We start from the raw sequence: 25,127 nt of genomic DNA, 5'->3' as shown, positions 1-25,127 counted from the left end.
CGGGCGCAGATTCCTGAAAGGCCGGAGTTACTCCGGCTGGCCGGGCGTCTGCGCCCGTTGCGCGTGGTAGGCCAGGATCTGCAGCTCGGTGGCCATGTCCACCTTCCTCAGCGTCACGCCGTCGGGCACCTGGAGCATCACGGGAGCAAAACTGAGGATGCTGCGCACGCCGGCGCCCACCACCCGGTCACAAATACTCTGGGCCACTGCGGCAGGCAGCGCCAGCACCACCATGTTGGTGCCGGTCCGCTCCAGGACCGCTTCCAGGTCGGCAACGTCACTGACCCGCAGCCAGCCCACCTCGTTGCCCACCACCATCTGGTCGGCGTCGAAGATGGCAACCACGTCAAAGCCCCTGGATTCAAAGCCGCCGTAGCGGGCCAGCGCCTTGCCCAGGTTGCCGGCGCCGACAATCGCGACTTTCCAGTCATGCGTCAGGCCCAGTGCGGCGGCGATGTGGCGGCTCAGGTACTGCACCTCGTAGCCCACGCCCCGGGTGCCGTAGGAGCCCACGTGCGACAAGTCCTTGCGGAGGGTTGAGGAGCTGACCCCGGAAAGCTCAGCCAGTGATTCGGAGGAGACCCGCTCGGTGCCTTCAGCCAGCAGGGAGTTCAGGGCGCGCAGGTAGATCGTCAGCCGGGCCACGGCTGCCGGCGGAATCTGCTTTCCGGCAGCGCCGGTGGGACCGGCTGGCCCGGGCACGGCTTGAGGTGGTGAATCGAGCGAAGTCACTATCTGCTCCGTTGCGTCGCGTTGTGAGTCCACTCTAGATCCCCATCAGTTAAGTCAACAAAGCCGGCGCCATTGTTCGAAATCGGCTAATCCCCTGCGATGGCACGGCGCAGGACACGCTCCAGGCGGGCCTCGTCGATCTTCCAGAAATCGCGCTGGATTCCGTCCACCAGCACCACCGGAATCTCCTCGGCATAGCGGTCGCGCAGTTCGTCGTCGGAGTCCAGCTGCCGCTCCGACCACGAAAGTCCCAGCCCGGCAGTTACCCGCCCGACGGCGTCGCGTGCCGCGGCGCACAGGTGACAGTCAGCTTTGGTGAGGAGAACGACGTCGGGGTTTGCCATGCTTCAACCGTATCGCCGTTCCCGGCGGTGAGCGACGCGGGGGCAGTCAGTCGCGCGGTACTGCATTGACTAGACTCAGTGGCATGCCCGAGGAGAAGTACGTCGCTGTGGCCCACCGTCCGGTTGCGAAGCAGCAACACGGCGAGGCAGCCTTCTTCGACGTCGACAACACCCTCATGCGCGGCGCCAGCCTGTTCCACGTGGCCAGAAAAATGCACCAGCGCGGAGCCTTCACGCTGGCGCAGGCGGCGGGAATGGCATGGAAGCAGCTCAAGTTCGTGCTCCGGGGTGAGAACCTCAATGACGTCCACGCGGTGCGGGATTCAGCGCTGAGGCTTGCCGCCGGCATCACGGAGGAGGATATCCGGGCGCTGGGCGAGGAAGTCTACGACGAGATGATCGCCTCCCGGATCTGGCCGGGCGCGAAGGCCCTGGCCGAGCAGCACCTGCGGGTAGGCCGGAAGGTTTGGCTTGTCACGGCGACGCCGATCGAGGTGGCCACCGTGATTTCCACGCGGCTGGGGCTGACCGGCGCCCTCGGGACCGTGGGCGAGACCAAGGATGGCTTCTACACCGGCAGGCTCGTCGGGGACATCCTGCACGGCGCAGCCAAGGCCGTCGCAGTCCAGGGCATCGCGGACAACCACGGACTGGACCTGAAGCGCTGCTGGGCGTACAGCGACTCCTACAACGACATCCCGCTGCTGACGATGGTGGGCCACCCCGTGGCGATCAACCCGGACTCCCGCCTGCGCAAGCACGCCCGCGAACACAACTGGCCGGTCTACGACTTCCGCTCCGGCCGCCGGGCCGCCACGCTGGGCCTCAAAGCAGCCACAGCAGGCGGAGCAGTCTACGGCCTGTGGCGGGGTTACACGCGCTTCCGCGGCCCCCGCGTCTGACGCTGTTCTTTCCCCTCGACGCGCAGAATCCCCCACGACGCGGGAATTCCCGGTGCGCCAGGCGTTTGGCGCGTCGCAGGGCTTTTTGCGCGTCGCCGGACGCAAAAATGCCCGCACCCTCGAAAGGGGACGGGCATTGAAGCGTAGAGCGAGCTCTACTTCTTATTGCGGCGCTGGTGGCGGGTCTTACGAAGCAACTTGCGGTGCTTCTTCTTGGCCATACGCTTGCGACGCTTCTTAATAACTGAACCCACGAAAGTTCCTTACAAACTAGATGCAGTACCTGTCTGGTGAAGAAGGTCCGTGGACTGAGCAACAGACTGAACAACTGACAGATTCTTACAATGACGTAAAACGTTCCTTAACAGAGTACCGCTTATCCGGAGCATCCCCTGACCAGCACAGCCCGTGGCGTGCAGCGGCCCCCAAGGCGGCTGCAGCAACCACGGGATCGGTGCGGTCAGCAGGGTCCGGTTAGGCGGTGCCGGTATGACCGTCCACGACAGCACCCTTAAGGTACTGTTCGACGGCGGTCTCCGGGACGCGGTAGGAGCGGCCGAACCTGACGGCGGGCATCTCCCCCGAATGGACAAGGCGGTACACGGTCATTTTGGAGACACGCATTACCTCAGCCACCTCGGCCACGGTCAAGAACTTGGCGTTCGAGAAGTTCGACTCTGCGGACATTACCCATATTCCTTTGCTCTCAGCAACGACGCCGGTCTATCTGCGGTGTGCGCCGATGCTGAGCCATCGAACAACCGTGTTCTAGTTACTCTAGATGCTCACGTGGCCATAGTGAAAGCCCGCCGTTTCCGCGACGATGCCGCCAGCTGTTCAAGCACGGACGCCGTCACATCCCACTCCATGCAGGCATCCGTGACGCTCTGGCCGTAGACCAGGTCCGAGCGTCGGGCGGCATGCTCGGCCACGTCGAGGTTCTGTGCGCCGCCCACGAGGAAGCTCTCCAGCATGACGCCGGCGATCGCCCCGCCGGCCGTTCCCCCGTCCTCGATCTGCGCGCCGATTTCGAGCGCCACCTCGGCCTGGCGGTGGTGGCTCTTGCCGCTGTTGGCGTGGCTGGCGTCCACGATCAGCCGCGGGTTGAGGTTCTTGGCGGCGAGCCTGGCGGAGGCCGCCTCGACGTCGGCGGCCGAGTAGTTGGGGCCCTTCCGGCCGCCGCGGAGGATCACGTGGGTGTCGGGGTTGCCCGCGGTGGACACCAGGGCGGCCCGGCCGTCGCCGTCGATCCCGAGGAAAGCCTGGGCTGCGGCGGCAGCGCCGCACGCGTCCACCGCCACCTGGAGGTCGCCGTCGGTCCCGTTCTTGAAGCCGATGGGCATGGACAGGCCGGAGGCGAGCTGCCGGTGGATCTGGCTTTCCGTGGTCCGCGCGCCGATAGCACCCCAGGAGATGAGGTCGGCCATGTACTGCGGGCTGATGGGCTCGAGGAACTCAGTGGCGGTGGGCAACCCCAGGGCGGTGACCTGCTGCAGGAAGCTGCGGGCCGCGCGCAGGCCGCCGGCGATGTCGTGGCTGCCGTCCAGGTGCGGATCGTTGATGAGGCCCTTCCAACCCACCGTGGTGCGGGGCTTCTCGAAGTAGGCCCGCAGGACGATGAGCAGGTCTTCCTTGTGCTTCTCGGCCTGGCTGACCAGCCGGCGGGCGTATTCCAGGCCGGCCTTGGGGTCGTGGATGGAGCACGGACCGACGATCACCAGCAGGCGGTCGTCCACGCCATCCATGATGGCGCGGACTTCGTCACGGCCGCGTTCGACGACGTCGGCCGCCTTCGCGTCCAGCGGCAGTTCCGCCATCATCTCCTGCGGCGTGGGCAGGGCGGTGAGCTCGCTGACCCTCAGGTTCGACGTGGACTGGCGTTTCGACGTCGACGATGCGTGCGACTGCTGGGGTTCGGTGGCTGTTGCGCTCATTTTCGGGGTCCTGTTCCGGGTGGGAGCGGGCCCTGATCAGAACCCGCCGTAGATATGGCGAAGGGCAGAGAATGATCTCTGCCCTGTTGGCTCTGAAGGAAAGTTGGATGCGTGTCAGTTAGACGCGGGCCCCTCCAGAGCCAACGAAAAATACGCATACCAACGGTTAGTCATGGAAACGACCATAAGCCCGCACTGAAGGATCGCCAAATCAGCTGCGTCACATTCGGACCATGGAGCAGCGCCGGCCGGGGCAGCGCGAACGTACACTTGGGCCCCCAGGAAGCGTTTCCCAAGGGCCACAAGTGTACGTTCGCGCTGTTCCTGTTGACGGGGGCGGCTCAGCCCAGGAGTTTGCGCAGGTACTGCAGCTGCCGGATCCAGTGGTGCTCCTGGCCGCCCTCGTGGTTGTTGAAGCGGTAGACGTCGATGTCCTTTGCCGGTCCCCCAGCCGCCACTCCCCCGCCGGCGCCGGTCCCGTAGGCGTTGTAGCTGGCGAAGACGGTCGAGGGCGGGCAGACGTCGTCCATCTGCGCCACGGAGAACAGCGCCGGGGCCGTCGCTGACGAGCCGTCCGGCAGCGAGTCCGGCCACAGCGACGGTGATCCCGCCGCCCTGGCTCACGCCCGCCACCACAATCCGGGACGCGTCCACGTCCGGATGCGACTGCCCGGCCTCGACGGCACGGAACGCATCCCCGTACACGCGGCGGTAGTAATAGTCCTCACGGCTGGCTGCGCCCCGCGTCATGAGGCCCGCGTACGCCACCGCACCTGCCGACGGTGCGGGTCCGCGGTGTCGCCGACTGCCCCCGAGTAACCCTGGCCGCGTGCCACGATGGCCAGGTAGTTCTCCACCGGCTCGAAGACGGTGTCGAGCGGGAAGGTCCTTGCGTCCCGGATCGTGCGGTCCCAGAAGGCCTCGAAGTCCGGCGGCAGGACGGCCGAGGAGGTGTACCGACGGAGCTCCTCGAGGGGAAGATCGAACAGCGGCATCGATTTTCCGTTCTGAGGGTTGACGGGCTTCCTAATAGTGGCAGGCAGCCGGGCGGCGGGCAGTTCCTATCAGACCAGCACGGCCTCGAACCTGTCGAGCCTGTGTGACGCGCGCACCAGCGCCCGCAGCGCGTCGAGTCCGCCGGTGAGTGAGCCGGCACAGCAGCGTTCGGCGAAGTCCCCGGCACCCGGTCCGGGCAGCCCGCGACCCTCGTGTTCAGCGCTCCAGCCGAGTCCGCGGATCCATGGTTTGTCCGCTGCTTCGGCTACCCCGCCGTCGGATCGGCCCTGGCCTGGTACGAGCCGGTGGCCCTGGCTGCCGGGGAATCGCTGCAACGGAGCCTGAGCGTGTGGGTGTGCGACGGCGAACTGTCGCCGTCCGCCGTCGCATCCCTGGTCGCTTTGGGTAACACTGGAAGAGGCTGACCACCGCCCCGACAAAGGAGTCCCATGCCCGCTCCAGAGCCCTCTCCCCCTACCCCGTCCTGGAACAGCGGTCCCGGCCTGGCCTTTGGCGGTGACTACAACCCCGAGCAGTGGCCGGCGGATGTACGGCTGGAGGACATCGGCCTCATGCAGGAGGCCGGGGTGACCCTCCTCAGCGTGGCCATCTTTTCCTGGGCGCTCCTGGAGCCGCGCGAAGGTGAGTACGACTTTGCCTGGCTGGACGAGGTCCTGGACAGCCTCGGCGCCGCGGGCATAAAAGTTGCGCTCGCCACGGCCACGGCCGCTCCCCCGGCATGGCTGGTGCGGAAGCATCCGGAAGTCCTGCCGGTAACGGCGGAGGGCACCGTCCTGGAGCGCGGCTCCCGGCGGCACTACTCGCCGTCGTCCGCTGTTTACCGACGGTATGCCGCGGGCATTACCCGGAAACTGGCCGAACGGTACAAGGACCATCCGGCGCTGGCGCTGTGGCACGTGGACAACGAGCTGGGCTGCCACGTTTCAGAGTTCTACGGCGACGAGGACGCCGCGGCATTCCGGCGCTGGCTGGAGCGCCGGTACGGCAGCATCGAGGCCCTGAACGGGGCCTGGGGGACGGCCTTCTGGTCCCAGCACTATGCCTCGTTCGAGGAGATCATCCCGCCGCGGGCTGCCCCCACCACCCTCAATCCGACGCAGCGGCTGGACTTCCAGCGGTTCAGCTCGTGGGCGCTGATGGACTACTACCGGAGCCTGCTGGCGGTGATCCGCGAGGTGACCCCCAACGTCCCTGCCACCACCAACCTCATGGTTTCCAGCGCCACCAAGTCCCTGGACTACTTCGACTGGGCGCAGGACCTGGACGTGGTGGCCAACGACCACTACCTCGTGGCCGCAGATCCGGAGCGCGAAATCGAACTGGCGTTCAGCGCTGACCTCACGCGCGGCGTCGCGGGCAACAAGCCATGGATCCTGATGGAACACTCGACGTCGGCCGTGAACTGGCAGGCCCGCAACCAGCCGAAGATGCCCGGCGAAATGCTCCGCAACTCCCTGGCCCATGTGGCCCGCGGTGCCGATGCCGTCATGTTTTTCCAGTGGCGACAGAGCGTTGCCGGTGCCGAGAAGTTCCATTCGGCGATGGTGCCGCACGGCGGGCGCGACACCCGGGTGTGGCGGGAGGTGGTGGCCTTGGGCGAAGCCCTTGGCAGGCTGGGCGCGGTCAAGGGCTCCACGGTGGAATCCCGGGTGGCCATCGTGTTCGACTACGAGGCATGGTGGGCCAGTGAACTGGACTCGCACCCCAGCGAGGACGTGAAGTACCTGGACCTGATCCGCGAATTCCACCGCTCGCTGTTCCTGCGCGGCGTGGGCGTGGACTTCGTCCACCCGGCCGCGGACCTCTCCGGCTACAGCCTGGTCCTGGTGTGCACGCTGTACTGCGTCACCGATGCCGCCGCGGTCAACATCGCCGGCGCGGCCGCGGCCGGTGCGACGGTGCTGGTCAGCTACTTCAGCGGCATCGTCGACGACCGGGACCACATCCGGCTGGGCGGCTATCCGGGCGCCTTCCGGGAGCTGCTGGGCATCAGGACCGAGGAGTTCCACCCGCTGCTCGAGGGCGGCCAGGTGACTCTGAGCGACGGCACCATCGGCCGGGTCTGGAGCGAACACGTCCACCTTGCCGGGGCCGAGGCGCTGGCCACCTTCACCGGCTACCCGCTCTCCGGCGTGCCCGCACTGACCCGGAGGAGCACCGGCCGCGGCGCCGCCTGGTACCTGGGCACCCTCCCCGGCCGCGACGGCATTGAGAGCCTGCTGGACCGGCTCCTGGCCGAAGCGGGAGTGGCCGCCTCCGCGGAGGCCGCCGCCGGCGTCGAACTGATCTGCCGCGTCACGGCCGACGGGCGCCGTTTCCTCTTCGCCATCAACCACGGACGGGAGGACGCGGAAGTGAAGGCCGACGGCGAGGAACTCTTGGGCGGCGGCCGTTTCGGCGGGATCGTCCCCGGCGGAGCTGTGGCCGTGATCGCCGAGGACTGACAGGAGTATTTGTCCAGATAATGGCCGCTAAAGGCCCCCGAAGTGGCCGCGCGCCGGGGACAAGACTAGGGCTTTGCCGGGACCAGCAGCACGTCGACGAGCTCCGCCAGGCCGCCGGCCATGTCCACTTTCTTGTCGTACAGCCACTGCAGCTGAAGGCCGTCGAATGCGGCGATGACCAGCCGCGCGAGTGACTCCGCCGCGACATCAGACCGGACCTCGCCCGCCTCCTGGCGCCGGCCGATGTCGAGCGCCAGCTCCTCCACCAACTGGGAGTATCTGTCCTGGAAGTAGCCGTGCGAAGCGTGCCCGGGATCGTTGGCCGTCGCCGACGCCACGGCGTAGAGCGTGGTAAGCCCGGGCTCCTTCTCGTTCCGCTCCGCCACGGTCGCCAGGGCGGGCAGGCCAAATTCTGTCAGTCCGCCAATATCCCTGCTGCGCCGGTCACGCTCGGCAAGCACCGCAGTCAGCAGCTCCTGCTTGCCGCTGAAGTAGTGGAAGAGCGTTGCTTCCTTGACCCCCACAAGCTCGGCCACGCGCTTGAGGGCCGTACCCTCAAAACCTTCGGTGGCAAAGACATCGGTGGCGGTCTGGATGATCTGCTCGCGGCGTTCGGCGCCTTTGGCGTACTGCCCGCGGGGCTTGGAGGGAGACATTTCGACAGTTTATTTCACGGCCCCGGATCACGGGCGAGAAGTCAATGTTGAGCAAAACCTAGTCACACTAGATTTTTGCCGCTACGCTTTCTCCGAGGCCCAACGGTGGGTCACTTTTCGTCAGGAGGCAATGTGGCCATCGAATCCCTATCCGAAGAGACCACGGCATCACCCGCGCTCTCATCAACCGCCGGACCGTCCGTCAAGGCTCCGCGCGCCTACGTCATCGGCATGCCCATCGCCAGCGCCGGCCTTTGGATGGCCCTGCTCGCACCCGCCCTCGTCGTCCTCGCCATCAAGGTCTCCGAGATCACCACCCCGGAAACCCGGGCCGGAGCGCTGAGCCTGGTGGCCGGCGTCGGGGCTGTCATCGCCCTCGTGGCCAATCCGTTCTTTGGACGCCTGAGCGACCGCACCACCTCCCGGTTCGGCATGCGAAAGCCGTGGATTGTAGGCGGCTCACTGATCGGACTCGGCGCACTCTTCTTCCTGGGCCTCGCCGGCGATGTAGCCGGCGTCCTGTGTGCCTGGGTGGTGACGCAGCTGGGATTCAACGCTGCGCTGGCCGCCCTCGTTGCGACCCTTCCGGACCAGGCCGCCCCCGCCGAGCGTGGCCGCCTCTCCGGACTCATCGGCATGACCCTGCCGATCGGCCTCGTGGCTGCGGCCTACTTCGCGCAGCTCTTCGACAACGCCTTCCAGATGGCGGTGGTTCCCGGCATCGTGGGCACCGCCCTGGCCGTCGGCTTCGCGTTCACGTTCAAGGACCGTGTGCTCACTGAACGGCCGGCACCCCTGAGCCTGAAGGAGATCCTCGGGTCCTTCTACTTCGACCCGCGCCTCCACCCCGGCCTCGGCTGGGCATGGCTGACCAAGTTCATGGTCTACATGGGCTACTGCGCCGGCCTGCTATACCTGCCGTACTTCTTCGCGGACCAGCTCCACGTGGCAGAGGAAAACATCGCCTCCCTGGTCTTCCAGGCCACCCTGGTCAGCTCCGCCGGAACCGTCGTCACCAGCATCGCGGGCGGCTGGATCAGTGACCGGATCGGCAAGCGGAAGACCCTGGTCATCGCCTCCAGCCTCATCATCATGGCCGGGCTCATCGTCGTCGCCATGAGCCCCGGCACGGACCAGGTCCTCGTGGGCCAGGCGATCGTGGGCCTGGGCCTGGGCTGTTTCGGCGCCGTCGACGTGGCCCTCATCGCCGACCTGCTGCCCACCGACCAGACCGAAAATGCCAAGACCTTCGGTGTCTTCAACATCGCCCAGGCGCTCCCCCAGTCCATCGTTCCCGCAGTCGCCTTCCCGGTCATCGCCCTCGGCGGCTACCCCGCCCTCTTCCTCGGCGGGGCCGCCGTCGGCATCATCGGCGCCGTCCTCGTCACCCGCATCAAAGGAGTCAAGTAAATGAACCCCACCCTGTCCGCACAAAAGACCACCTTCCGCGCCGCAAACGCGGAACTGTCGACAGAAGCCGAGGCGCGCCTGCGCGAACTGGCCGCAAGCCTGAGCCTCGAACAGCAGGTGACCCTGCTTACGGGTGCCGACGTCTGGTCCACGCACGCACTGCCGGAAATCGGACTGAGCCGGATCGTGCTGTCCGACGGCCCCGCCGGCGTCCGCGGCGAAGACTTCGACGAGCGCCACGACTCGGTCTCCCTGCCGTCGTCGTCCGCCCTGTCCGCCACGTGGAGCGTGGACATCGCCCGCCGCTACGGCCAGGTCCTCGGCCAGGAGGCGCGCCGGAAGGGTGTCCACGCAGTCCTCGGGCCCACCATCAACCTGCACCGCTCCCCGCTGGGCGGCCGCCATTTCGAGTGCATGAGCGAGGATCCGCGCCTCACCGCCACCCTGGCCGCGGGCTACGTTTCCGGCGTGCAATCCATGGGCGTGGGCGCCACCCCCAAGCACTACCTCGCCAACGAGGCCGAGACGGAGCGCTTCACCTCCGATTCCGTGGTGGATGAGCGGCCCCTGCGGGAGCTCTACCTGGCCGCTTTCGAGGACGCCATCACCGAGGCCCGCGCCTGGCTGGTCATGAGCTCCTACAACTCCATCAACGGCACCACGGCCAGCGAGAACAAGCTCCTCGAGACCCCTCTGTCCACCGAGTGGGGCTTCGACGGCGTCGTGGTCTCGGACTGGACCGGCGTTCGTTCAGTGGATGCCGCAAACGCCCACCAGGACCTGGAAATGCCGGGGCCGGTGGGCCACTGGGGCGCCAAGCTGCTCGCCGCCGTCGAGGACGGCCGCGTCAGCCGGGACGCGATCCTGGAAAAGGTCATCCGTATCCTGCGCCTCGCCGCCAGGGTCGGCTCGCTCGAAGGCTTCGAGCCGGTCACCGCCTACCCCGCAGAGCTCGACGGCGCACAGGTGGCCCGCGAAGTGGCAGTCCGCGGCGCGGTGCTGGTCCGCAACGAGGGCGGCCTGCTGCCGCTCGACGCCAGCATGTTGGGCAGCGTTGCCGTCATCGGGCACAACGCCGAGGAGGCCCGCACGCAGGGCGGCGGCAGCGCCACCGTCATGCCCAAGTACACCGTCTCGCCGCTAAAGGGCCTGCGCAAGGCACTGCCCGACGACGTCACCGTCACCTACGCCCGCGGCGCCAAGGTGGCCGAGGGGCTGCAGCCATTCGCCCGCAACGCCCTGCACAACCCGGTCAGCGGCGCGCCCGGCATGCGCGTCACCTTCCTGGCCGCCGACGGAACGGAGATCTCAGGTGAGGACCGGCTGGCTTCGCACCTGATCTGGTTCGGCGTCGGCATTCCGGAGGGCACGGCGGCCATCCGCATGCAGACCGAGTGGACAGCGGAATCCGCCGGCGTCCGCCACCTCGGGGTCGGAACGGTGGGGCACATCGCCGTCTCCATCGACGGCACCGAGGTCTTCAAGGGTGAACTGGAGGACGACACCGATGTCCTGGGCGCTGCCCTGTTCGATCCGCCCCAGACCATCCATGCCTTCGAGGCCGCCGCCGGCCAGCGGTTCGCCATCGACGCGCTGTACCAGCTGCCGCAGCAGCAGGAGATTCCACTGACGGCCATCCTGCTCGGCGAGGAGGCCATCGTCGCCGACCCGCAGGCCGAGATCCGGGCGGCCGTCGAGGCGGCACGGACGGCGGATGTCGCCGTCGTCGTGGTGGGCACCAACGCCGCGATCGAATCCGAGGGCTTCGACCGCAAGGACCTGGACCTCCCCGGCCACCAGAACGAGCTAGTTGAGGCCGTGGCCGCGGTCAACCCGCGCACCGTCGTGGTGGTCAACTCCGGTTCGCCGGTGCTGATGCCGTGGCTGGACAGGGTCAGTTCGGTGCTGCTGGGCTGGTTCGGCGGGCAGGAGTTCGGCACCGCGGTGGCGGACATCCTGCTCGGCAAGGAGGAGCCCGGCGGCCGGCTTCCCACCACCTGGCCGACCGCGCTCGAAGACGTACCCGTGCTGAGCACCACGCCGGTTGACGGCAAGGTGGTCTACAGCGAGGGCATCCACGTGGGCTACCGTGCCTGGCTCAAGCAGCAGGCTGCGGGCGGCCCGGCCCCGCTGCTGCCGTTCGGTTTCGGCCTCGGCTACACGACGTTCGAGCTCGGCACCGGGCACGCGCCGCAGTCGGTTCCGGCGGGCCAGGACATCGTGGTGCACGTCCCCGTCCGGAACACCGGCACGCGCACCGGCCGCGAAGTTGTCCAGGTCTACCTTGCCCGTGAGGATTCGGCGGTGGAGCGGCCGGTCCGCTGGCTGGCCGGATACGCCGGGACGCACCTGGCGGCGGGCGGCACGGACACCGTGGAGGTGCGGATCCCGGCCCGCGCCTTTGGCCATTACGACGGCGGCTGGCAGGTTGAGCGCGGCTCCTTCCGCCTGCTGGTGGGCCGGCACGCGGCGGACGACTTCCAGACGTTGGAGGTCGAAGTCCGCTAACTCCGCTTCGCCTTGGAGTTTTTGTCCAGATATCGCGAGTTAAAACCCCGTTTGGGCCATCAACTGGACCAAAACTCCACCCAGGCCAGCTACGGAAGCCGGGCCGGGTCCGAATCCTTCGGGCCCAGCCCGGCTTCTTTGTAGTACCCCCGGATGTGGGCGGCAACAAGCTCGGCCGCCCGGCCGCCGTCGTCCTTCCGGATGGCCGCGAGGATCTCACGGTGCTCGGCCCGGAGGCGCGAGGCGGTGACGTCCCAGTCCGGCAGGTTCGCGGTCAGCTGCCCCGCGTACCCTTGGATGGCCTCGCGCAGTGACCCCATCATGGCGCTGACAACCGCGTTGCCGGCGGCGTCGGCGAGAGCCAGATGGAAGCGGACGTCCAGGGCAAGGAAGTCGTCGACGGCGTGCCCCTCGTCCATGTCGTCGAGCAGCGCCCCGGCGAGGTCGAGCTCGGGGGCATCCGGCCTGGCCCGGGCGGCCGCCCAGGACTCGAGCAGCACGCGGGTCTCCACTACGTCCTCCACGGGCAGGTGCTGCGTGGCGACGTGCAGCCGCAGCGCGGAGCCGAGTGCCGCCGTCGGATCCGAGATCACCACCGTTCCCGCCTCCGGACCGGAACCTACGCCCGCCCGGACCACGCCCATGGCCTCGAGGACCCGGATGGCTTCGCGGACGGAAGTGCGGGAGACGCCGAGCTGTTCGGCCAGGGTCCGTTCGGCCGGAAGGCGGCCACCGACGGCGAGCTGGCCGCCGGAGAGCTGGTCCTCGATCCACCGAAGGACGAGTTGGTGCGTGCGCATGAGCCCATGGTACTTGATGTGGTTGGACCACATGCTCTAGAGTGTGGTTAGACCACAGCGGGGAGGCTTCTGTTCAGCATCTCCCGGCATGCCCACGGAGGAAAGCCATGACCCACACCATCCAGCCGAGCAACCCCGAGACCACCCCGGCCGCGGACGCGACGGACATTCCGGCCACCCGGCCCGCCACCGGCGCCGCTGCGGCAGCCGCTCCGGCCGCCCTGAAGCGCCGCATCCCGAAGTACTCGGACCTCGCCCCGCTGATGCAGTTCAAGAAGCCCGAGTTCAGCAAGGAAGCACGGCTCAGCCGTGCCAGCACAGTCTGGGAACTGCGCGACATCGCCAAGCGCCGCACCCCCCAGGCGCCGTTCGACTACACGGACGGCGCTGCAGAGGAAGAGATCACCCTGCGGCGTGCCCGTGAGGCGTTCCTGGACATCGAGTTCCGCCCGGGCATCCTGCGGAATGTGTCCAGTATTGACCTGAGCACCGACATTCTGGGCCAGACCTCCCGGCTTCCCGTGGGCATCGCACCCACCGGCTTCACCCGGATGATGCAGTCCGAAGGCGAATACGCTGGCTCGCAGGCTGCCGAGGCCGCCGGCATCCCGTACACGCTCTCCACCATGGGCACCGCCTCCATCGAGGACGTGGCCGCGGCGGCACCCAACGGCCGGAACTGGTTCCAGCTGTACCTCTGGACGGACCGGGACCGCTCCCTCGAACTGATTGAGCGGGCAGCCAAGGCCGGGAACGATACCCTGATGGTCACGGTGGACACCGCCGTCGCCGGGGCACGCCTCCGAGACGTCCGCAACGGCATGACCATCCCGCCGGCCCTGACGCTGAAGACGGTCCTGGACGCGTCCTACCGGCCGGCCTGGTGGTTCAACTTCCTCACCCACGAGCCGCTCACCTTCGCGTCGCTTTCGCGGTACACGGGCACGGTGGCCGACCTGATCAACTCGATGTTCGACCCAACCCTCACCTTCGAGGACCTGGACTGGCTGCGTGAAACCTGGAAGGGGAAGCTCGTGGTCAAGGGAATCCAGACCGTGGACGACGCCCGCAAGGTGGTGGACCATGGCGCCGACGGCATAGTGCTGTCCAACCACGGCGGCCGCCAACTGGACCGCGCCCCCATCCCCTTCCACCTGCTCCCGGAAGTTTCCCAGGCGCTCAAGGCGGACAACAGCAACGCCGCGATCATGCTGGACACGGGCATCATGAGCGGCGCGGACATCATCGCCGCCCTGGCCCTCGGCGCCGACTTCACGCTCATCGGCCGCGCCTACCTGTACGGGCTCATGGCCGGCGGCCGGGCCGGCGTCGACCGCGTCCTGCAGATCCTCGAAAAGGACATGGCCCGCACCATGGCGCTCCTCGGCGTCAGCAGTATTTCCGAGCTGACCCCGGAGCACGTGCGGATCCTCGGCAAGTAGCATGCTGCGGCAACTGACTCGCATTTGTTGTCGTTTTGAGGCCTCATAACGACAACAAATGCGAGTCAGTTGTGTGCGGTTACTTTTTGCGGCCGAACTTGGGCAGGTTCGCCAGCAGGTCGGCCGCCTTCGTCGCGGCGCGGCCCACGGTGCGGCCGATCTGCTGCGGCACAGTGTCGTCCTGGCCGGCGCTCCCGGGCACCTGTCCGCCGGGAACCACGACGGCGGGACTCAGCTGGCCGCTCGCCGGCCGCCCGGGTGCGTGGGTCGCGTCGTCCGGGGAGCTGCCGGCATGTGCCGCGGCGGCTGCGGCGAAGGCGTCCGGGACTTCCGCGGCAGAGCTGGCCGCGGCGGGCGCAGGACTTCCGGCCGGGCTTGCGACAGTGTCGGCCTCCTGAGGTGCGGCGTCCGGTGACGCTGCGGCGGAAGCCGCGCGTCCGACGTCGAACGTCTCCAGCCAGCTGGCCACACCCGCCAGCGGTTTGCGATTGAGGGCGTAGTAGCGCTTCTGGCCCTGCGCGCGCATGCTCACTAGGTCGGCTTCACGCAGCACCTTGAGGTGTTTGGAGATGGTGGGCTGGCTGGCGGCGAGCTCCTCGACCAGCTCCCCCACTGCCTTGTCCCCCGCCTGGAGGGACACGAGAATGTCGCGCCGCGTTGCCTCCGCAATGACGGCAAATACGTCGTCTGTCACCATGAGACCCACCCTAGCGACATATACGCCGAATGGCATCTACTATTTCGCCCGTGGCCCGGCCCGGTGAAGAAAACCGGATCTAGTCGAACCAGGGAACTAGTCGAACCAAAGAACTAGTCGAACCAGGGATCAAGGCCGTACAGCGGGAAGACTTCCTTGCGCGTGGCCATCACGGTGCGGTCGATGTCGTCGTTGGGATCGAAGCCCACCTCCCACGACCGCCACCAGACGCCGGCGTCGTCGCCCATGCGCTCCGGCGTGTCGACGCCGTAGCGCTGGCGGACGTACGTCCGCCACGCCTCAGGCACGGGCGTTCGCAGCGGCACCGGCCGGTTGGCAGCGATGCCAATCAGGTGGCTCCACGTCCGCGGCACAACGCCCGTGATGTGGTAACCGCCGCCGCCGGTCGCGACCCAGCGGTTTCCGCAGTACCGGGCTGCAAGGCTCGCGACGGCGGTGGCGGCCTCGCGCTGTCCGTCCACACTCACGTTCAAATGGGTCAGGGGATCAAGCCGGTGCGAGTCGCAGCCGTGCTGGCTGACGATGACCTCGGGCGCGAACGCGCCCACCAGCTGCGGGACCACGGCGTGGAACGCCCGCAGCCAGCCGGCGTCACCCGTTCCAGCAGGCAGTGCCACGTTCACCGCGCTGCCGAGGGCTCCGGGGCCGCCAATCTCGTTGGCGAAGCCGGTGCCGGGGAACAGGGACATGCCGGTTTCGTGCAGCGAGATGGTGAGAACGCGGGGGTCGTCCCAGAAGATGCTCTGCGTCCCGTCCCCGTGGTGGGCGTCGACGTCGATATATGCCACCCGCTGCACGCCGCCGTCGAGCAGTTTCCGGACGGCCAGGGCGGCATCGTTGTAGACGCAGAAGCCGCTGGCGCGGTCCCGGGATGCATGGTGGAGGCCGCCGCCGAAGTTCACGGCCCGGACCGCCGAGCCGTCCAGGATCGAGTTCGCAGCGAGCAGGGAGCCGCCGGCCAGGCGCGCCGCAGCCTCGTGCATGCCGGCAAAGGCGGGGTCATCCTCGGTGCCCAGCCCGTAGGACTCGTCCGCGGCGGCCGGGTCGTCGCTGGCGCGGCGCACCGCGGCCACGAAGTCGGGGCTGTGCACGGTGGTGAGCTCGCCGTCGTCGGCCACGTCCGGGGCCGCCAGGGTGACGTGCCCAAGATCCAGCAGGCCCAGGCTGCCGGCCAGCCGCGCTGTCAGGTCCAGGCGCTCAGGCGCCATGGGGTGGCCCGGGCCGAAGTTGTACGCCGTCATGGCGGCGTCCCACACCACCGTCGTTGGCAGTGCGGGGAGGCTGAGTCCGGGCTGGAGTGTCATCACTCACAGGCTACCGGAGCCCCGTCTGTTCCCAGGCCCGGCCACGGCGCGGTGTTTAGTGGTTTACTACTGGAGGAAGCAGAGTCAATCGAGGAACAGCCGCACATGACCCAAAGCCAGTCGAGGTCCAAGAGCCCGGCCAGCTGGCAGCCCGCACCGCCGGAGCGTGAGGGCCTGTGGATATTCACGGGCATCCGTGACTTCATCGATGACATTGCCAACACATCGCCGGCCCGTCTTGCCCTGAGCGCCTTCGTGGTGGTCATCGTCCTCTTCACCGCCCTCCTGTCGCTGCCGGCCTCCTCGGCAACCGGTGACTTCACCCCGCTCCACCAGTCCCTCTTCACCGCCGTCTCGGCCGTCTGTGTCACGGGCCTGACTGTGGTGTCCACCGCCGTGCACTGGTCCTTCTTCGGCCAGCTGATCATCCTTGTCGGTATCTTCGTCGGGGGCCTCGGCACGCTGACGCTGGCCTCGCTGCTGGCCCTCATGGTGAGCAAGAAGCTGGGCGTAAGGGGCAAGCTCATCGCCCAGGAGGCCATGAACAACGCTGGCAGGCTTGGCGAGGTGGGTACGCTGCTGCGGATCGTCATCACCACCTCGGTGGTCATTGAGGCCACCCTCGCGGTCGCCTTGATCCCGCGCTTCATGGTCCTCGGCGAGCCCTTTTGGCAGTCCGTCTGGCACGGCGTCTTCTACTCGATCTCGTCCTTCAACAACGCCGGCTTCACCCCGCACTCGGACGGCATAGTCCCCTACGAAACAGACCTCTGGATCCTCATCCCGCTCATGCTCGGCGTGTTCCTGGGCAGCCTCGGCTTCCCCGTCGTCATGGTCCTGCAGCAAAACGGGCTCAACTGGAAAAAGTGGAACCTGCACACGAAGCTCACCATCCAGGTTTCGTTCATCCTGCTCGCGGCCGGAACCGTGCTGTGGGCGCTCATGGAGTGGGACAACACCCGGACCATCGGCGGCATGGACCTTGGCGACAAGATCACGCACTCGCTCTTCGCCTCCGTCATGACACGCTCCGGCGGCTTCAACCTGGTGGACCAGAACCAGATGGAATCCACCACCATGCTGCTCACCGACGCCCTCATGTTCGCCGGCGGCGGCTCCGCTTCAACGGCCGGCGGCATCAAGGTCACCACCATCGCCGTCATGTTCCTGGCCATCATCGCCGAAGCCCGCGGCGACGCCGACGTCAAGGTCTACGGCCGCACAATCCCCGAGGGCACCATGCGCGTGGCCATCTCCGTGATCGTTGCCGGCGCAACGCTGGTGTCCGCCTCTGCCTTCCTGCTCCTGCACATCAGCGGCGCATCCCTGGACCGGGTGCTGTTCGAAACGATTTCAGCCTTCGCCACGGTGGGCCTCAGCACAAACCTCAGCGCCGAACTGCCGCCTGAGGGCGTGTATGTGCTGTCGGCACTGATGTTCGCCGGCCGCGTCGGCACTGTCACGCTTGCCGCTGCCCTGGCCTTGCGCCAGCGCAGCCAGCTGTACCACTACCCGGAAGAGAGGCCAATCATTGGCTAATTCGTCAGGCGCCCCCAACCGCCCCGCCCACAACGCGCCGGTACTGGTGATCGGGCTGGGCCGCTTCGGCGCCTCCACTGCCGAGCAGCTGGTGAAGCAGGGCCGGGAGGTGCTGGCCATCGAACGCGACAGGTCCCTGGTCCAAAAGTGGTCGCCCGTCCTGACCCACGTGGTGGAGGCGGACGCCACCAACATCGACGCGCTGCGCCAGCTGGGTGCACAGGAGTTCAGCTCGGCCGTGGTGGGCGTGGGGACGTCCATCGAGTCCTCGGTGCTCATCACCGTGAACCTCGTGGACCTCGGCATCGAGCACCTGTGGGTCAAGGCGATCACGCCCTCCCATGGCAAGATCCTTACCCGCATCGGCGCCAACCACGTCATCTACCCCGAGGCCGACGCCGGCGTCCGTGCGGCGCACCTGGTCTCCGGGCGCATGCTGGACTTCATCGAGTTCGACGACGACTTTGCGATTGTGAAGATGTATCCCCCGCGTGAAACGGTCGGTTTCACGCTGGACGAGTCCAAGGTCCGGTCAAAATACGGCGTGACTATCGTGGGCGTGAAGTCCCCGGGCGAGGACTTTACCTACGCCCGCCCCGAGACCAAGGTGTCGGCCCGCGACATGCTGATCGTTTCCGGCCACGTGGACCTGCTGGAGCGGTTCGCCGCCCGGCCGTAGCGGGCGGTCCGTAACGCGCCCGACGACGGCGCGCCCGCTATCGCCCGCTATCGCTCGACGACGGCCGGCCCGCCGTCGTCCGCAACGCGCGGCCCGCCGTCGGCAGAGTTTTTGTCCAGATATCGGGCCCTAAAGGGCCTTTAAGTCACGGTATCTGGACGAAACTCCAATTTTTGAGCGGGTGGGGACTAGCCGAGCTGCTTGGTGATCTCGGCGGCGCGGTCGGCCGCGGCGCGTGCGCCCGCGGCGATGATGGCCGGCATGCCGCGGTCATCGAACGTGGCGATGGCACGCTCGGTGGTGCCGTTGGGGCTTGTCACGGCTTTGCGCAGGGCAGAGGGTTCGGCGCCCGGTTCCGCAAGCATGAGGCCTGCTCCGGCCACGGTTTCGCGTGCCAGCAGGAGCGCCAGCTCCTTGTCGAGGCCGAGTTCAACGCCGGCGGCGGCCATGGCCTCGGCCAGGTAGAACGCGTAGGCCGGGCCTGAGCCGCTGATGGCGCCGAGCGCGTCCACCTGTTCCTCGGGGATTTCGACGACGGTCCCCACCGCGCCGAGAATGTCTTTTGCCCGCTTGAGCTGCTCGGGCGAGCAGTTGGTGCCGGCGGACACCGAGACCACTCCGCGGCCCAGCTTCGCCGGGGTGTTGGGCATCGTCCTGATCACGGGCTGGCCCGGCGGCAGGGCGGCTTCGAGCTGGGCGATGGAGACGGCGGCGGCAACGCTGATGACGATCGCATCAGGAGAGAGCGAGCCGCTCACTTCCCGGGCAAGCTCGGCGATACCCACAGGCTTCACGCCGAGAATCACGACGCCGGCACCCTTCGCCGCCTGCTTGTTGTTGTCGGGCTCTTCGCTGCCGGCGATGGCCGTGATGCCCGTGTGCCGTTCGGCCAGCTCCGCTGCCCGCTCCGCGCGCCGGACGGTGGCCACGATCTCCATGGGATCCGTGCCGCTCTCCAGCAGGCCGCCCAGAATGGCCTCGTTCATTGATCCACAGCCAAGGAATGCGATTCGGTTGCTCATTGCTCCATCATTGCAGTTCATCGCGCCCGATGCAGTCCGCGGCCGTTCACAGGAAGCTCACATGTTGGTCGAAGCGTTCACACACCTTCGGCCTCTAACTTAGGTATTACCTCATTGAGGGTGCGAGTGATGAAGCAAGCATGGGGATGCTTGTCAGGCACCGACGGTCTGCAGTGGTTTTGCCCATTTTTCTGCAGCAGGCCGTCGGTGTCTTCGCTTTTAGAAACCCTGTCCGGCGGGCCGCGGATTCCCAGCCGGCTTTCAGGTAAATCCCCCAGAACACCCATACTCCCCGTTTAGAGTTTTAAATGCCTCACAGGTGCGAGTGATGGAGCCGGTTCCTTCGGGACTGGCGCGGCGCCGGTCGGTTGCAGAAGTGTTCCCCCCAGCTTCTTCTGCGTAACCGGCCGGCGCTTTGCTCGTTTAAAGCGGCGGCGAGGGGAAGCGGCACTAAAACCCTAGATGGCTGGCAGCGCGGAAACCTGCGGGACGCCCACGTGCGGTGCAGGTTCAAGCGGTCCGTCGACGACCAGTTGGTCGAGCCGGCGGAGGATAAGGCCCTCGCGCAGCGCCCACGGGCAGATCTTGATCTTCTTGTACTCAAAGAGCTCCATGGCCGCTTCAGCCACCAGCGCACCGGCAAGGAGCTGGTTGGCGCGGGCCTCCGAGACGCCCGGCAGGTGCAGCCGGTCTTCGGTCTTCATGGCAGAGATCCGCTGCGCCCAGATGCCGAGGTCCGTCCGGTTCAGGTCGCGCTTCACGTACGGGCCGGCGGCGCTGGGGGCTGCACCGGCGATCCGCGCCAGGGAACGGAACGTCTTCGAGGTGCCGGCCAGGACGTTCGCCCTGCCCACCTCGTTGAAGTTGCGCACCACCGGTTTGAGCGTGGCCCGGATGTAGCGGCGCAGTTCCTTGACGCTCTTCGCGGAGGGCGGATCCTCGTGCAGCCAGTCCCGGGTCAGCCGGCTCGCACCGAGGGGCACGGAGGTTGCCAGTTCCGGCAGTTCGTCCTGCCCGAGCGCCATTTCGAAAGAACCGCCGCCGATGTCGAAGTTCAGGACGGTGCCGGCCCCCCAGCCATACCACCGGCGGACGGCGAAGAACGTCATGGACGCTTCCTCGCTGCCCGTGAGTTCCTGCAGCGTCACCGTGGTTTCGTGCTTAACCCGCGCCAGCACCGCCGGTCCGTTGGTGGCCTCGCGAATGGCTGACGTACAGAAGGCCAGCAGGTCATCGGCCTTGTGCCGCGCCGCGAACTCCCAGGCCTCGAGCACGAACTCCGTGAGCTCATGCTGGCCCACGTCGGTGATGTTGCCGTCCTCATCGAGGTACTGTACCAGCGAGAGGGGGCGCTTGTGCGAGGCGAAAGGCACAGGCTGCGCCCCGGGGTGGGCATCCACCAACAGGAGGTGGACAGTGTTTGAACCGATGTCGAGGACGCCTAGCCGCATCCTGCCATTATTCCTCCCGCCGGCGCAGCGGACGCAACCTGGCCCTTACATTGCGGGCTTTAGTGCGCGGACAGCCGCGTTTGCGGGCTACTCGCCCTCGAGGCCCGCCGGGTTGGGGTCCACTTCATCGGCGCGCTTGAAGTCGCGCTTGATGTTGGCGATGCCCTCGGGATTGATCTCGAAGCCATAGGCCGCACCGGGGTTGATGACCATTCCCAGCTCATCCCCAATGTTGGCGATGATCGCCGCGCCCTGCGTGCCCAGCACGTTCGGGGCGGCCTCCAGGTACTGCGAGTCCACCCGGCTGGGGTGCGAGAACACCGCAAGGACCGGCTGGCCGTCCGCGTTGCCCAGCACCAGCGGCTCAACCTGGGAATCCTCACCCTCCAGCGCGTCGGAACTGATGATGTAGACCTCGTTGTTGAGGAAAGACAGGATGACGTCCACCGGATCGGCGTCCGGCTGGCCGCCCTGGGCCAGCTTCTCCTCAAGGTCGTTCAGCGGCGTGGTGTCTGCGGGTTCCGGCTGTTCAGTCATGCATCTACTCGACCACGTTGCACGGCACGACGCAATTCGCTTCCCTTTCCTTCTCCCCTAACGCCGAGCGTCACCCTTACTTCTTTGCTGCGGCCTTCTTCGCCGGGGCCTTGCGCGTGGTGGTGCGCTTGACCGGGCCCTTGGCCCGCTTTTCGGCGAGGAGTTCGACGGCGCGTTCCCGGGTCAGTTCCTCCAGCGACGTGTCGCGGGGGACGGTGATGTTGGTGATGCCGTCGGTGATGTACGGACCGAAGCGGCCCTCCTTCACCACGATGTTCTTCTCCGACACCGGGTCCGGACCGAACTCGGCGAGCGGCGGCACGGCGGCGCGGGCACCGCGCTGCTTGGGCTGGGAGTAGATCTCCAGTGCCTGCTCCAGCGTGATGGTGAAGATTTCCTCTTCCGAGCCGATGGACCGTGAGTCCGTGCCCTTCTTCAGGTACGGGCCGAAGCGGCCGTTCTGCACCGTGATCGGGTTGCCCTCAGCGTCCTGGCCGAGCACCCGGGGAAGGCTCATGAGCTGCAGCGCCTCGTCGAGGGTGACAGCGTCCACGGTCATGGACTTGAACAGCGAGCCGGTGCGCGGCTTGGCCTTGACGGGCTTCTTCGGCGGCTTGGGCTTGCCGTTCTTGTAGTACTCCACGGGCTGGTTGGCCAGCTGTTCCTCGGTCATCTCCGGGATGATCTCGGTGACGTAGGCGCCATACCGGCCGTTCTTGGCCACAACCGTGTGGCCGGTGTGGGGATCGGCGCCCAGGACCCGTTCCTCAGGAGCGGCCGTTTCCATGAGCTCCACTGCCTTCTGCGCCGTGAGCTCATCCGGGGCGAGGTCTTCCGGCACGTTGGCGCGGGCGGACTCCACCACCTCGCCGGTCTTGGGGTCGACCGTGGGCAGGGAGCTCTCCAGGTAGGGGCCGAACTTGCCGACGCGCAGCGTGATGCCTTCCGCGATGGGCACGGAGTTGATCTCGCGGGCGTCGATCTCGCCCAGGTTGTTCACGATGCTCAGCAGGCCGGGGTCGGCGTCTTCACCGTAGTAGAAGTGCTTGAGCCACGCGGCACCCGCGGCCTGGCCGTTGGCGATCTTGTCCAGGTCGCCTTCCATGTCGGCCGTGAACTCATAGTCCACATAGTCCGTGAAGTGCTGTTCAAGGAGCCGCACCACGGAGAACGCGATCCAGCTGGGCACCAGCGCCGAGCCCTGCTTCCGCACGTAGCCGCGGTCCTGGATGGTGGAGATGGTGGAGGCATACGTGGACGGGCGTCCGATGCCCTTCTTTTCCAGCTCGGCGGTCAGGGAAGCTTCCGTGTAGCGCGGCGGCGGCGAAGTCTCGTGGCCGACGGCGACGATCTCCGACGCGGTCAGGCCGTCACCCTTGGCGACGTTCGGAAGGCGGCGGGCCTCGTCGGAGTCGTCGTCGCCGCGGCTTTCGTCCTTGCCCTCTTCATAGGCGGCCAAAAAGCCGGGGAACGTGATGACCGTACCGGAGGCGGAGAACTCAGCGTCGCGGCCGTCGGCGGCCACGGCGCCCAGCCGGATGGTTGCTGTGGAACCCTTGGCGTCGCCCATCTGGGAGGCGACGGTGCGCTTCCAGATCAGCTCGTACAGGCGGAATTCGTCGCCACTGAGCTGCTTGGCCACCTGGGCCGGAGTGCGGAACGAGTCACCGGCGGGACGGATGGCCTCGTGGGCCTCCTGCGCGTTGGCAGCCTTGCTGGTGTAGACCCGGGGCGACTGCGGAACGTATTCGGGACCGTACAGCTCGGCAGCCTGCCGGCGCGCGGCCGTGACGGCCTCGTCACTCAGCGCCGAGGAGTCCGTACGCATATAGGTGATGTAGCCGTTCTCATACAGCCGCTGGGCGATCTGCATGGTGCTCTTGGACGAAAACCGCAGCTTGCGGCCGGCCTCCTGCTGCAGCGTGGAGGTGGTGAAGGGCGCGGCGGGGCGGCGCGTGTACGGCTTGGTGTCCACCGAGCGGACCCGGAAGTCGGCGTCCTGCAGGGCGGCGGCCAGCGAGGTGGCGAGTTCCTCGTTGAGGTGCGCGACATTGCGCGAGGTGAGGACGCCGTCGTCGTTAAAGTCCCGGCCGGTGGCCACCTTGGCGCCGTCAACGGCGGCGAGTTTTGCTTTGAAGGAGCCGGCGTCGGCACCGAACTGCCCGGTCAGGTCCCAGTAGGACGCGGACCTGAACGCCATGCGCTCGCGTTCGCGGTCCACCACCATGCGCGTGACCACGGACTGCACGCGGCCGGCGGACAGTCCGCGCGCCACCTTGCGCCACAGCACCGGGGAGATCTCGTAGCCGTAGAGGCGGTCCAGGATGCGGCGGGTTTCCTGCGCATCAACCAGGGCGGCATCGACGTCGCGCAGGTTGTCCATGGCGCGGTGGATGGCTTCCTTGGTGATTTCTCCGAAGGTCATCCGGTATACGGGGACCTTCGGCTTCAGGACCTCCAGAAGGTGCCACGCGATGGCTTCGCCCTCGCGGTCCCCATCGGTTGCGAGATAGAGCGCGTCGGCGTCTTTGAGCTGGGCCTTGAGCTCGGCCACCTTTTTCTTCTTGTCCGGGGAGACCACGTAATAGGGCTTGAAGTCGTTTTCGACGTCGACGGCGAACTTGCCCAGGGAGGTTTTCTTCAGGTCCGCGGGGAGCTCGGACGGCTGCGGCAGGTCGCGGATGTGACCGATGGAGGCCTCAACGATGAAGCCCTCGCCCAGGTACTTGGCGATGGTCTTGCTCTTGGCCGGAGACTCCACGATCACGAGTTTCTTGCCGGTTTTGGCCTTGCTTGGCACAGTGCTCCTACAGAAAAAGGTTGCTCGGGCAGATCAGCCCATACTGGCCTAGTTCACCATATTTTGCAGAATTCTGCGCTGTCATGTGGAAAACGGTGGCCCCCGTCACGGCCGTGGATGCCGGCCGCCCGGACAGGTCCCCGCTGGCCGGCACAGCCCCGTCCGCCGCGCCCGTCAGGTGCCGCCGTGGCTACCGGAGGCCCCCGGCGGGGTGCGGTCGTCCGGAATCATTGACCACATGGTGGCGATCCGCTCGGCGCCTGGTGGAATGCAGTTTGGATCCTCCAGTTCGTAGTGCCGGAGCAGATCAAAGACCCTTTGCGTCAGTTCACTGCGCTGCTCGGCGGTCAGATAGAGAAGGTTGTGCGCGAGCAGCACGGCCGACGCCGGCTCGGCGGACTCGACATGTTGGCGCTGTTCGTCGCGGGCCCGGGCATAGGAGCGGGCGCGGCGCCGGAATGCGTCCAGTTCGAGGTCGATCACCGCGAAGTCCGGACCGGCCACCGCCCCGCCGGAGTTGATCGCAAAGTCCGTGCCCGCCGCCTTCCAACGGCGTTCGCGGGCGTCGGCGGACGCCTCGGCCGGGACCACGATGCCCCACTTCTGCAGTGCCCGCAGGTGATAGCTCATGGCACTGGGGGTGAGCCCGGTCTGCTGGGCAAGTTCCGTGGCCGTGCGGCTGGACTGCGTGGAGTACAGCTCGGAGATGACCTCCAGCCGGGCGGCATGGGCCAGGGCCCGGATCGCCTTGGGGTCGGTGATTTCCACCTTCTTTTCCGGCCGGTTCCTCCGGCGCGGCGCGGCTTCCCGCGCCGGTCCCGGGGACGGCGTGTCAGTACTCACTTCATCAGTTTACGCAGCACCAGGGAGCTCTGAAAGAAATGCTTG

Annotated in this window: 22 protein-coding genes and 1 pseudogene; 8 read left to right on the top strand and 15 right to left on the bottom strand. The window is 67.2% G+C overall.

Features of this window, described 5'->3' with window-relative positions:
• Positions 1 to 27: 27 nt before the first annotated feature.
• Both G9E11_RS09770 and G9E11_RS09765 read right to left on the bottom strand, forming a co-directional pair.
• Positions 28 to 732, bottom strand: coding sequence for a redox-sensing transcriptional repressor Rex (locus tag G9E11_RS09770; RefSeq protein ID WP_190605134.1), 705 nt, complete (start codon positions 730 to 732; stop codon positions 28 to 30).
• An 86-nt stretch (positions 733 to 818) separates the two neighbouring features.
• The gene (locus G9E11_RS09765) at positions 819 to 1,076 is read right to left on the bottom strand and encodes a glutaredoxin family protein (RefSeq protein ID WP_102971679.1); all 258 of its coding nucleotides are present in this window, start codon (positions 1,074 to 1,076) and stop codon (positions 819 to 821) included.
• An 83-nt stretch (positions 1,077 to 1,159) separates the two neighbouring features.
• Here G9E11_RS09765 and G9E11_RS09760 point away from each other — a divergent pair, with 83 nt between their 5' ends.
• Complete coding sequence (locus tag G9E11_RS09760; protein ID WP_190605132.1) at positions 1,160 to 1,978, top strand: HAD family hydrolase; 819 nt, start codon at positions 1,160 to 1,162, stop codon at positions 1,976 to 1,978.
• Between the two features lie 155 nt (positions 1,979 to 2,133).
• Here the strand turns inward: G9E11_RS09760 and G9E11_RS09755 are convergent, their stop codons facing one another.
• The 4 genes and pseudogenes from G9E11_RS09755 to G9E11_RS20820 form a co-directional block, all read right to left on the bottom strand.
• Positions 2,134 to 2,232, bottom strand: a complete 99-nt coding sequence (locus G9E11_RS09755) for a 30S ribosomal protein bS22 (RefSeq protein ID WP_003792170.1) — start codon at positions 2,230 to 2,232, stop codon at positions 2,134 to 2,136.
• Positions 2,233 to 2,452: 220 nt separating this feature from the next.
• Positions 2,453 to 2,665, bottom strand: a complete 213-nt coding sequence (locus G9E11_RS09750; protein ID WP_003797758.1) for a helix-turn-helix domain-containing protein — start codon at positions 2,663 to 2,665, stop codon at positions 2,453 to 2,455.
• 98 nt (positions 2,666 to 2,763) lie between these two features.
• A complete protein-coding gene (locus tag G9E11_RS09745; RefSeq protein WP_190605130.1) occupies positions 2,764 to 3,912 on the bottom strand; it encodes a 3-deoxy-7-phosphoheptulonate synthase in 1,149 nt (382 codons plus the stop codon).
• Positions 3,913 to 4,253: 341 nt separating this feature from the next.
• Positions 4,254 to 4,907 (bottom strand): annotated as a pseudogene (locus tag G9E11_RS20820) (acetylxylan esterase).
• Positions 4,908 to 5,120: 213 nt separating this feature from the next.
• Here G9E11_RS20820 and G9E11_RS09730 point away from each other — a divergent pair.
• Positions 5,121 to 5,333 (top strand): DUF6807 family protein, encoded by a 213-nt coding sequence (locus G9E11_RS09730; RefSeq protein WP_311764333.1) that lies wholly within the window; start codon positions 5,121 to 5,123, stop codon positions 5,331 to 5,333.
• Between the two features lie 24 nt (positions 5,334 to 5,357).
• A complete protein-coding gene (locus G9E11_RS09725) occupies positions 5,358 to 7,373 on the top strand; it encodes a beta-galactosidase (RefSeq protein WP_190605126.1) in 2,016 nt (671 codons plus the stop codon).
• Positions 7,374 to 7,438: 65 nt separating this feature from the next.
• Here the strand turns inward: G9E11_RS09725 and G9E11_RS09720 are convergent, their stop codons facing one another.
• Positions 7,439 to 8,029: a TetR/AcrR family transcriptional regulator gene (locus G9E11_RS09720; RefSeq protein WP_190605124.1), complete on the bottom strand. Its 591-nt coding sequence runs from the start codon at positions 8,027 to 8,029 to the stop codon at positions 7,439 to 7,441.
• 132 nt (positions 8,030 to 8,161) lie between these two features.
• On the opposite strand from G9E11_RS09720, the gene G9E11_RS09715 reads away from it, so the two are divergent.
• Positions 8,162 to 9,439, top strand: coding sequence for an MFS transporter (locus G9E11_RS09715; RefSeq protein ID WP_190605122.1), 1,278 nt, complete (start codon positions 8,162 to 8,164; stop codon positions 9,437 to 9,439).
• Positions 9,440 to 11,947: a beta-glucosidase family protein gene (locus G9E11_RS09710; RefSeq protein WP_190605120.1), complete on the top strand. Its 2,508-nt coding sequence runs from the start codon at positions 9,440 to 9,442 to the stop codon at positions 11,945 to 11,947.
• Positions 11,948 to 12,036: 89 nt separating this feature from the next.
• Here G9E11_RS09710 and G9E11_RS09705 read toward each other — a convergent pair whose 3' ends face one another.
• Positions 12,037 to 12,747, bottom strand: coding sequence for a FadR/GntR family transcriptional regulator (locus tag G9E11_RS09705; RefSeq protein WP_190605118.1), 711 nt, complete (start codon positions 12,745 to 12,747; stop codon positions 12,037 to 12,039).
• A 107-nt stretch (positions 12,748 to 12,854) separates the two neighbouring features.
• Here G9E11_RS09705 and G9E11_RS09700 point away from each other — a divergent pair, with 107 nt between their 5' ends.
• Positions 12,855 to 14,189, top strand: coding sequence for an alpha-hydroxy acid oxidase (locus G9E11_RS09700; RefSeq protein WP_284691172.1), 1,335 nt, complete (start codon positions 12,855 to 12,857; stop codon positions 14,187 to 14,189).
• Positions 14,190 to 14,268: 79 nt separating this feature from the next.
• On the opposite strand, the gene G9E11_RS09695 is transcribed toward G9E11_RS09700, so the two are convergent.
• Both G9E11_RS09695 and G9E11_RS09690 read right to left on the bottom strand, forming a co-directional pair.
• Positions 14,269 to 14,886 (bottom strand): ArsR/SmtB family transcription factor, encoded by a 618-nt coding sequence (locus G9E11_RS09695; RefSeq protein ID WP_190605116.1) that lies wholly within the window; start codon positions 14,884 to 14,886, stop codon positions 14,269 to 14,271.
• Between the two features lie 113 nt (positions 14,887 to 14,999).
• Positions 15,000 to 16,211 carry an acetoin utilization protein AcuC gene (locus G9E11_RS09690; RefSeq protein WP_190605114.1) on the bottom strand — a complete coding sequence of 404 codons (1,212 nt, stop codon included), beginning with the start codon at positions 16,209 to 16,211 and terminating at the stop codon, positions 15,000 to 15,002.
• Between the two features lie 105 nt (positions 16,212 to 16,316).
• Here G9E11_RS09690 and G9E11_RS09685 point away from each other — a divergent pair, with 105 nt between their 5' ends.
• The gene (locus G9E11_RS09685) at positions 16,317 to 17,750 is read left to right on the top strand and encodes a TrkH family potassium uptake protein (protein ID WP_190605112.1); all 1,434 of its coding nucleotides are present in this window, start codon (positions 16,317 to 16,319) and stop codon (positions 17,748 to 17,750) included.
• Positions 17,743 to 18,429 (top strand): potassium channel family protein, encoded by a 687-nt coding sequence (locus tag G9E11_RS09680; protein WP_102971650.1) that lies wholly within the window; start codon positions 17,743 to 17,745, stop codon positions 18,427 to 18,429. Before G9E11_RS09685 ends, G9E11_RS09680 begins: the two co-directional genes overlap by 8 nt.
• A gap of 188 nt (positions 18,430 to 18,617) precedes the next feature.
• On the opposite strand, the gene proC is transcribed toward G9E11_RS09680, so the two are convergent.
• The 5 genes from proC to G9E11_RS09655 form a co-directional block, all read right to left on the bottom strand.
• A complete protein-coding gene (gene proC, locus G9E11_RS09675) occupies positions 18,618 to 19,451 on the bottom strand; it encodes a pyrroline-5-carboxylate reductase (protein WP_190605110.1) in 834 nt (277 codons plus the stop codon).
• Between the two features lie 458 nt (positions 19,452 to 19,909).
• Positions 19,910 to 20,902 carry a Ppx/GppA phosphatase family protein gene (locus G9E11_RS09670; protein WP_190605108.1) on the bottom strand — a complete coding sequence of 331 codons (993 nt, stop codon included), beginning with the start codon at positions 20,900 to 20,902 and terminating at the stop codon, positions 19,910 to 19,912.
• Positions 20,903 to 20,989: 87 nt separating this feature from the next.
• Complete coding sequence (locus G9E11_RS09665) at positions 20,990 to 21,439, bottom strand: SseB family protein (RefSeq protein ID WP_190605106.1); 450 nt, start codon at positions 21,437 to 21,439, stop codon at positions 20,990 to 20,992.
• Positions 21,440 to 21,515: 76 nt separating this feature from the next.
• Entirely contained in the window at positions 21,516 to 24,239 is a 2,724-nt protein-coding gene (gene topA / locus G9E11_RS09660) for a type I DNA topoisomerase (protein WP_190605104.1), read from the bottom strand.
• A gap of 174 nt (positions 24,240 to 24,413) precedes the next feature.
• Positions 24,414 to 25,082: an ArsR/SmtB family transcription factor gene (locus G9E11_RS09655; protein WP_190605102.1), complete on the bottom strand. Its 669-nt coding sequence runs from the start codon at positions 25,080 to 25,082 to the stop codon at positions 24,414 to 24,416.
• Between the last annotated feature and the right edge of the window lie 45 nt (positions 25,083 to 25,127).

It is taken from the genome of Arthrobacter ipis (genome assembly GCF_014694315.1).
Lineage (GTDB): Bacteria > Actinomycetota > Actinomycetes > Actinomycetales > Micrococcaceae > Arthrobacter > Arthrobacter ipis.
Note: the sequence above shows the minus strand (reverse complement) of the source record. Positions and strands in the feature narration are given on the sequence as shown.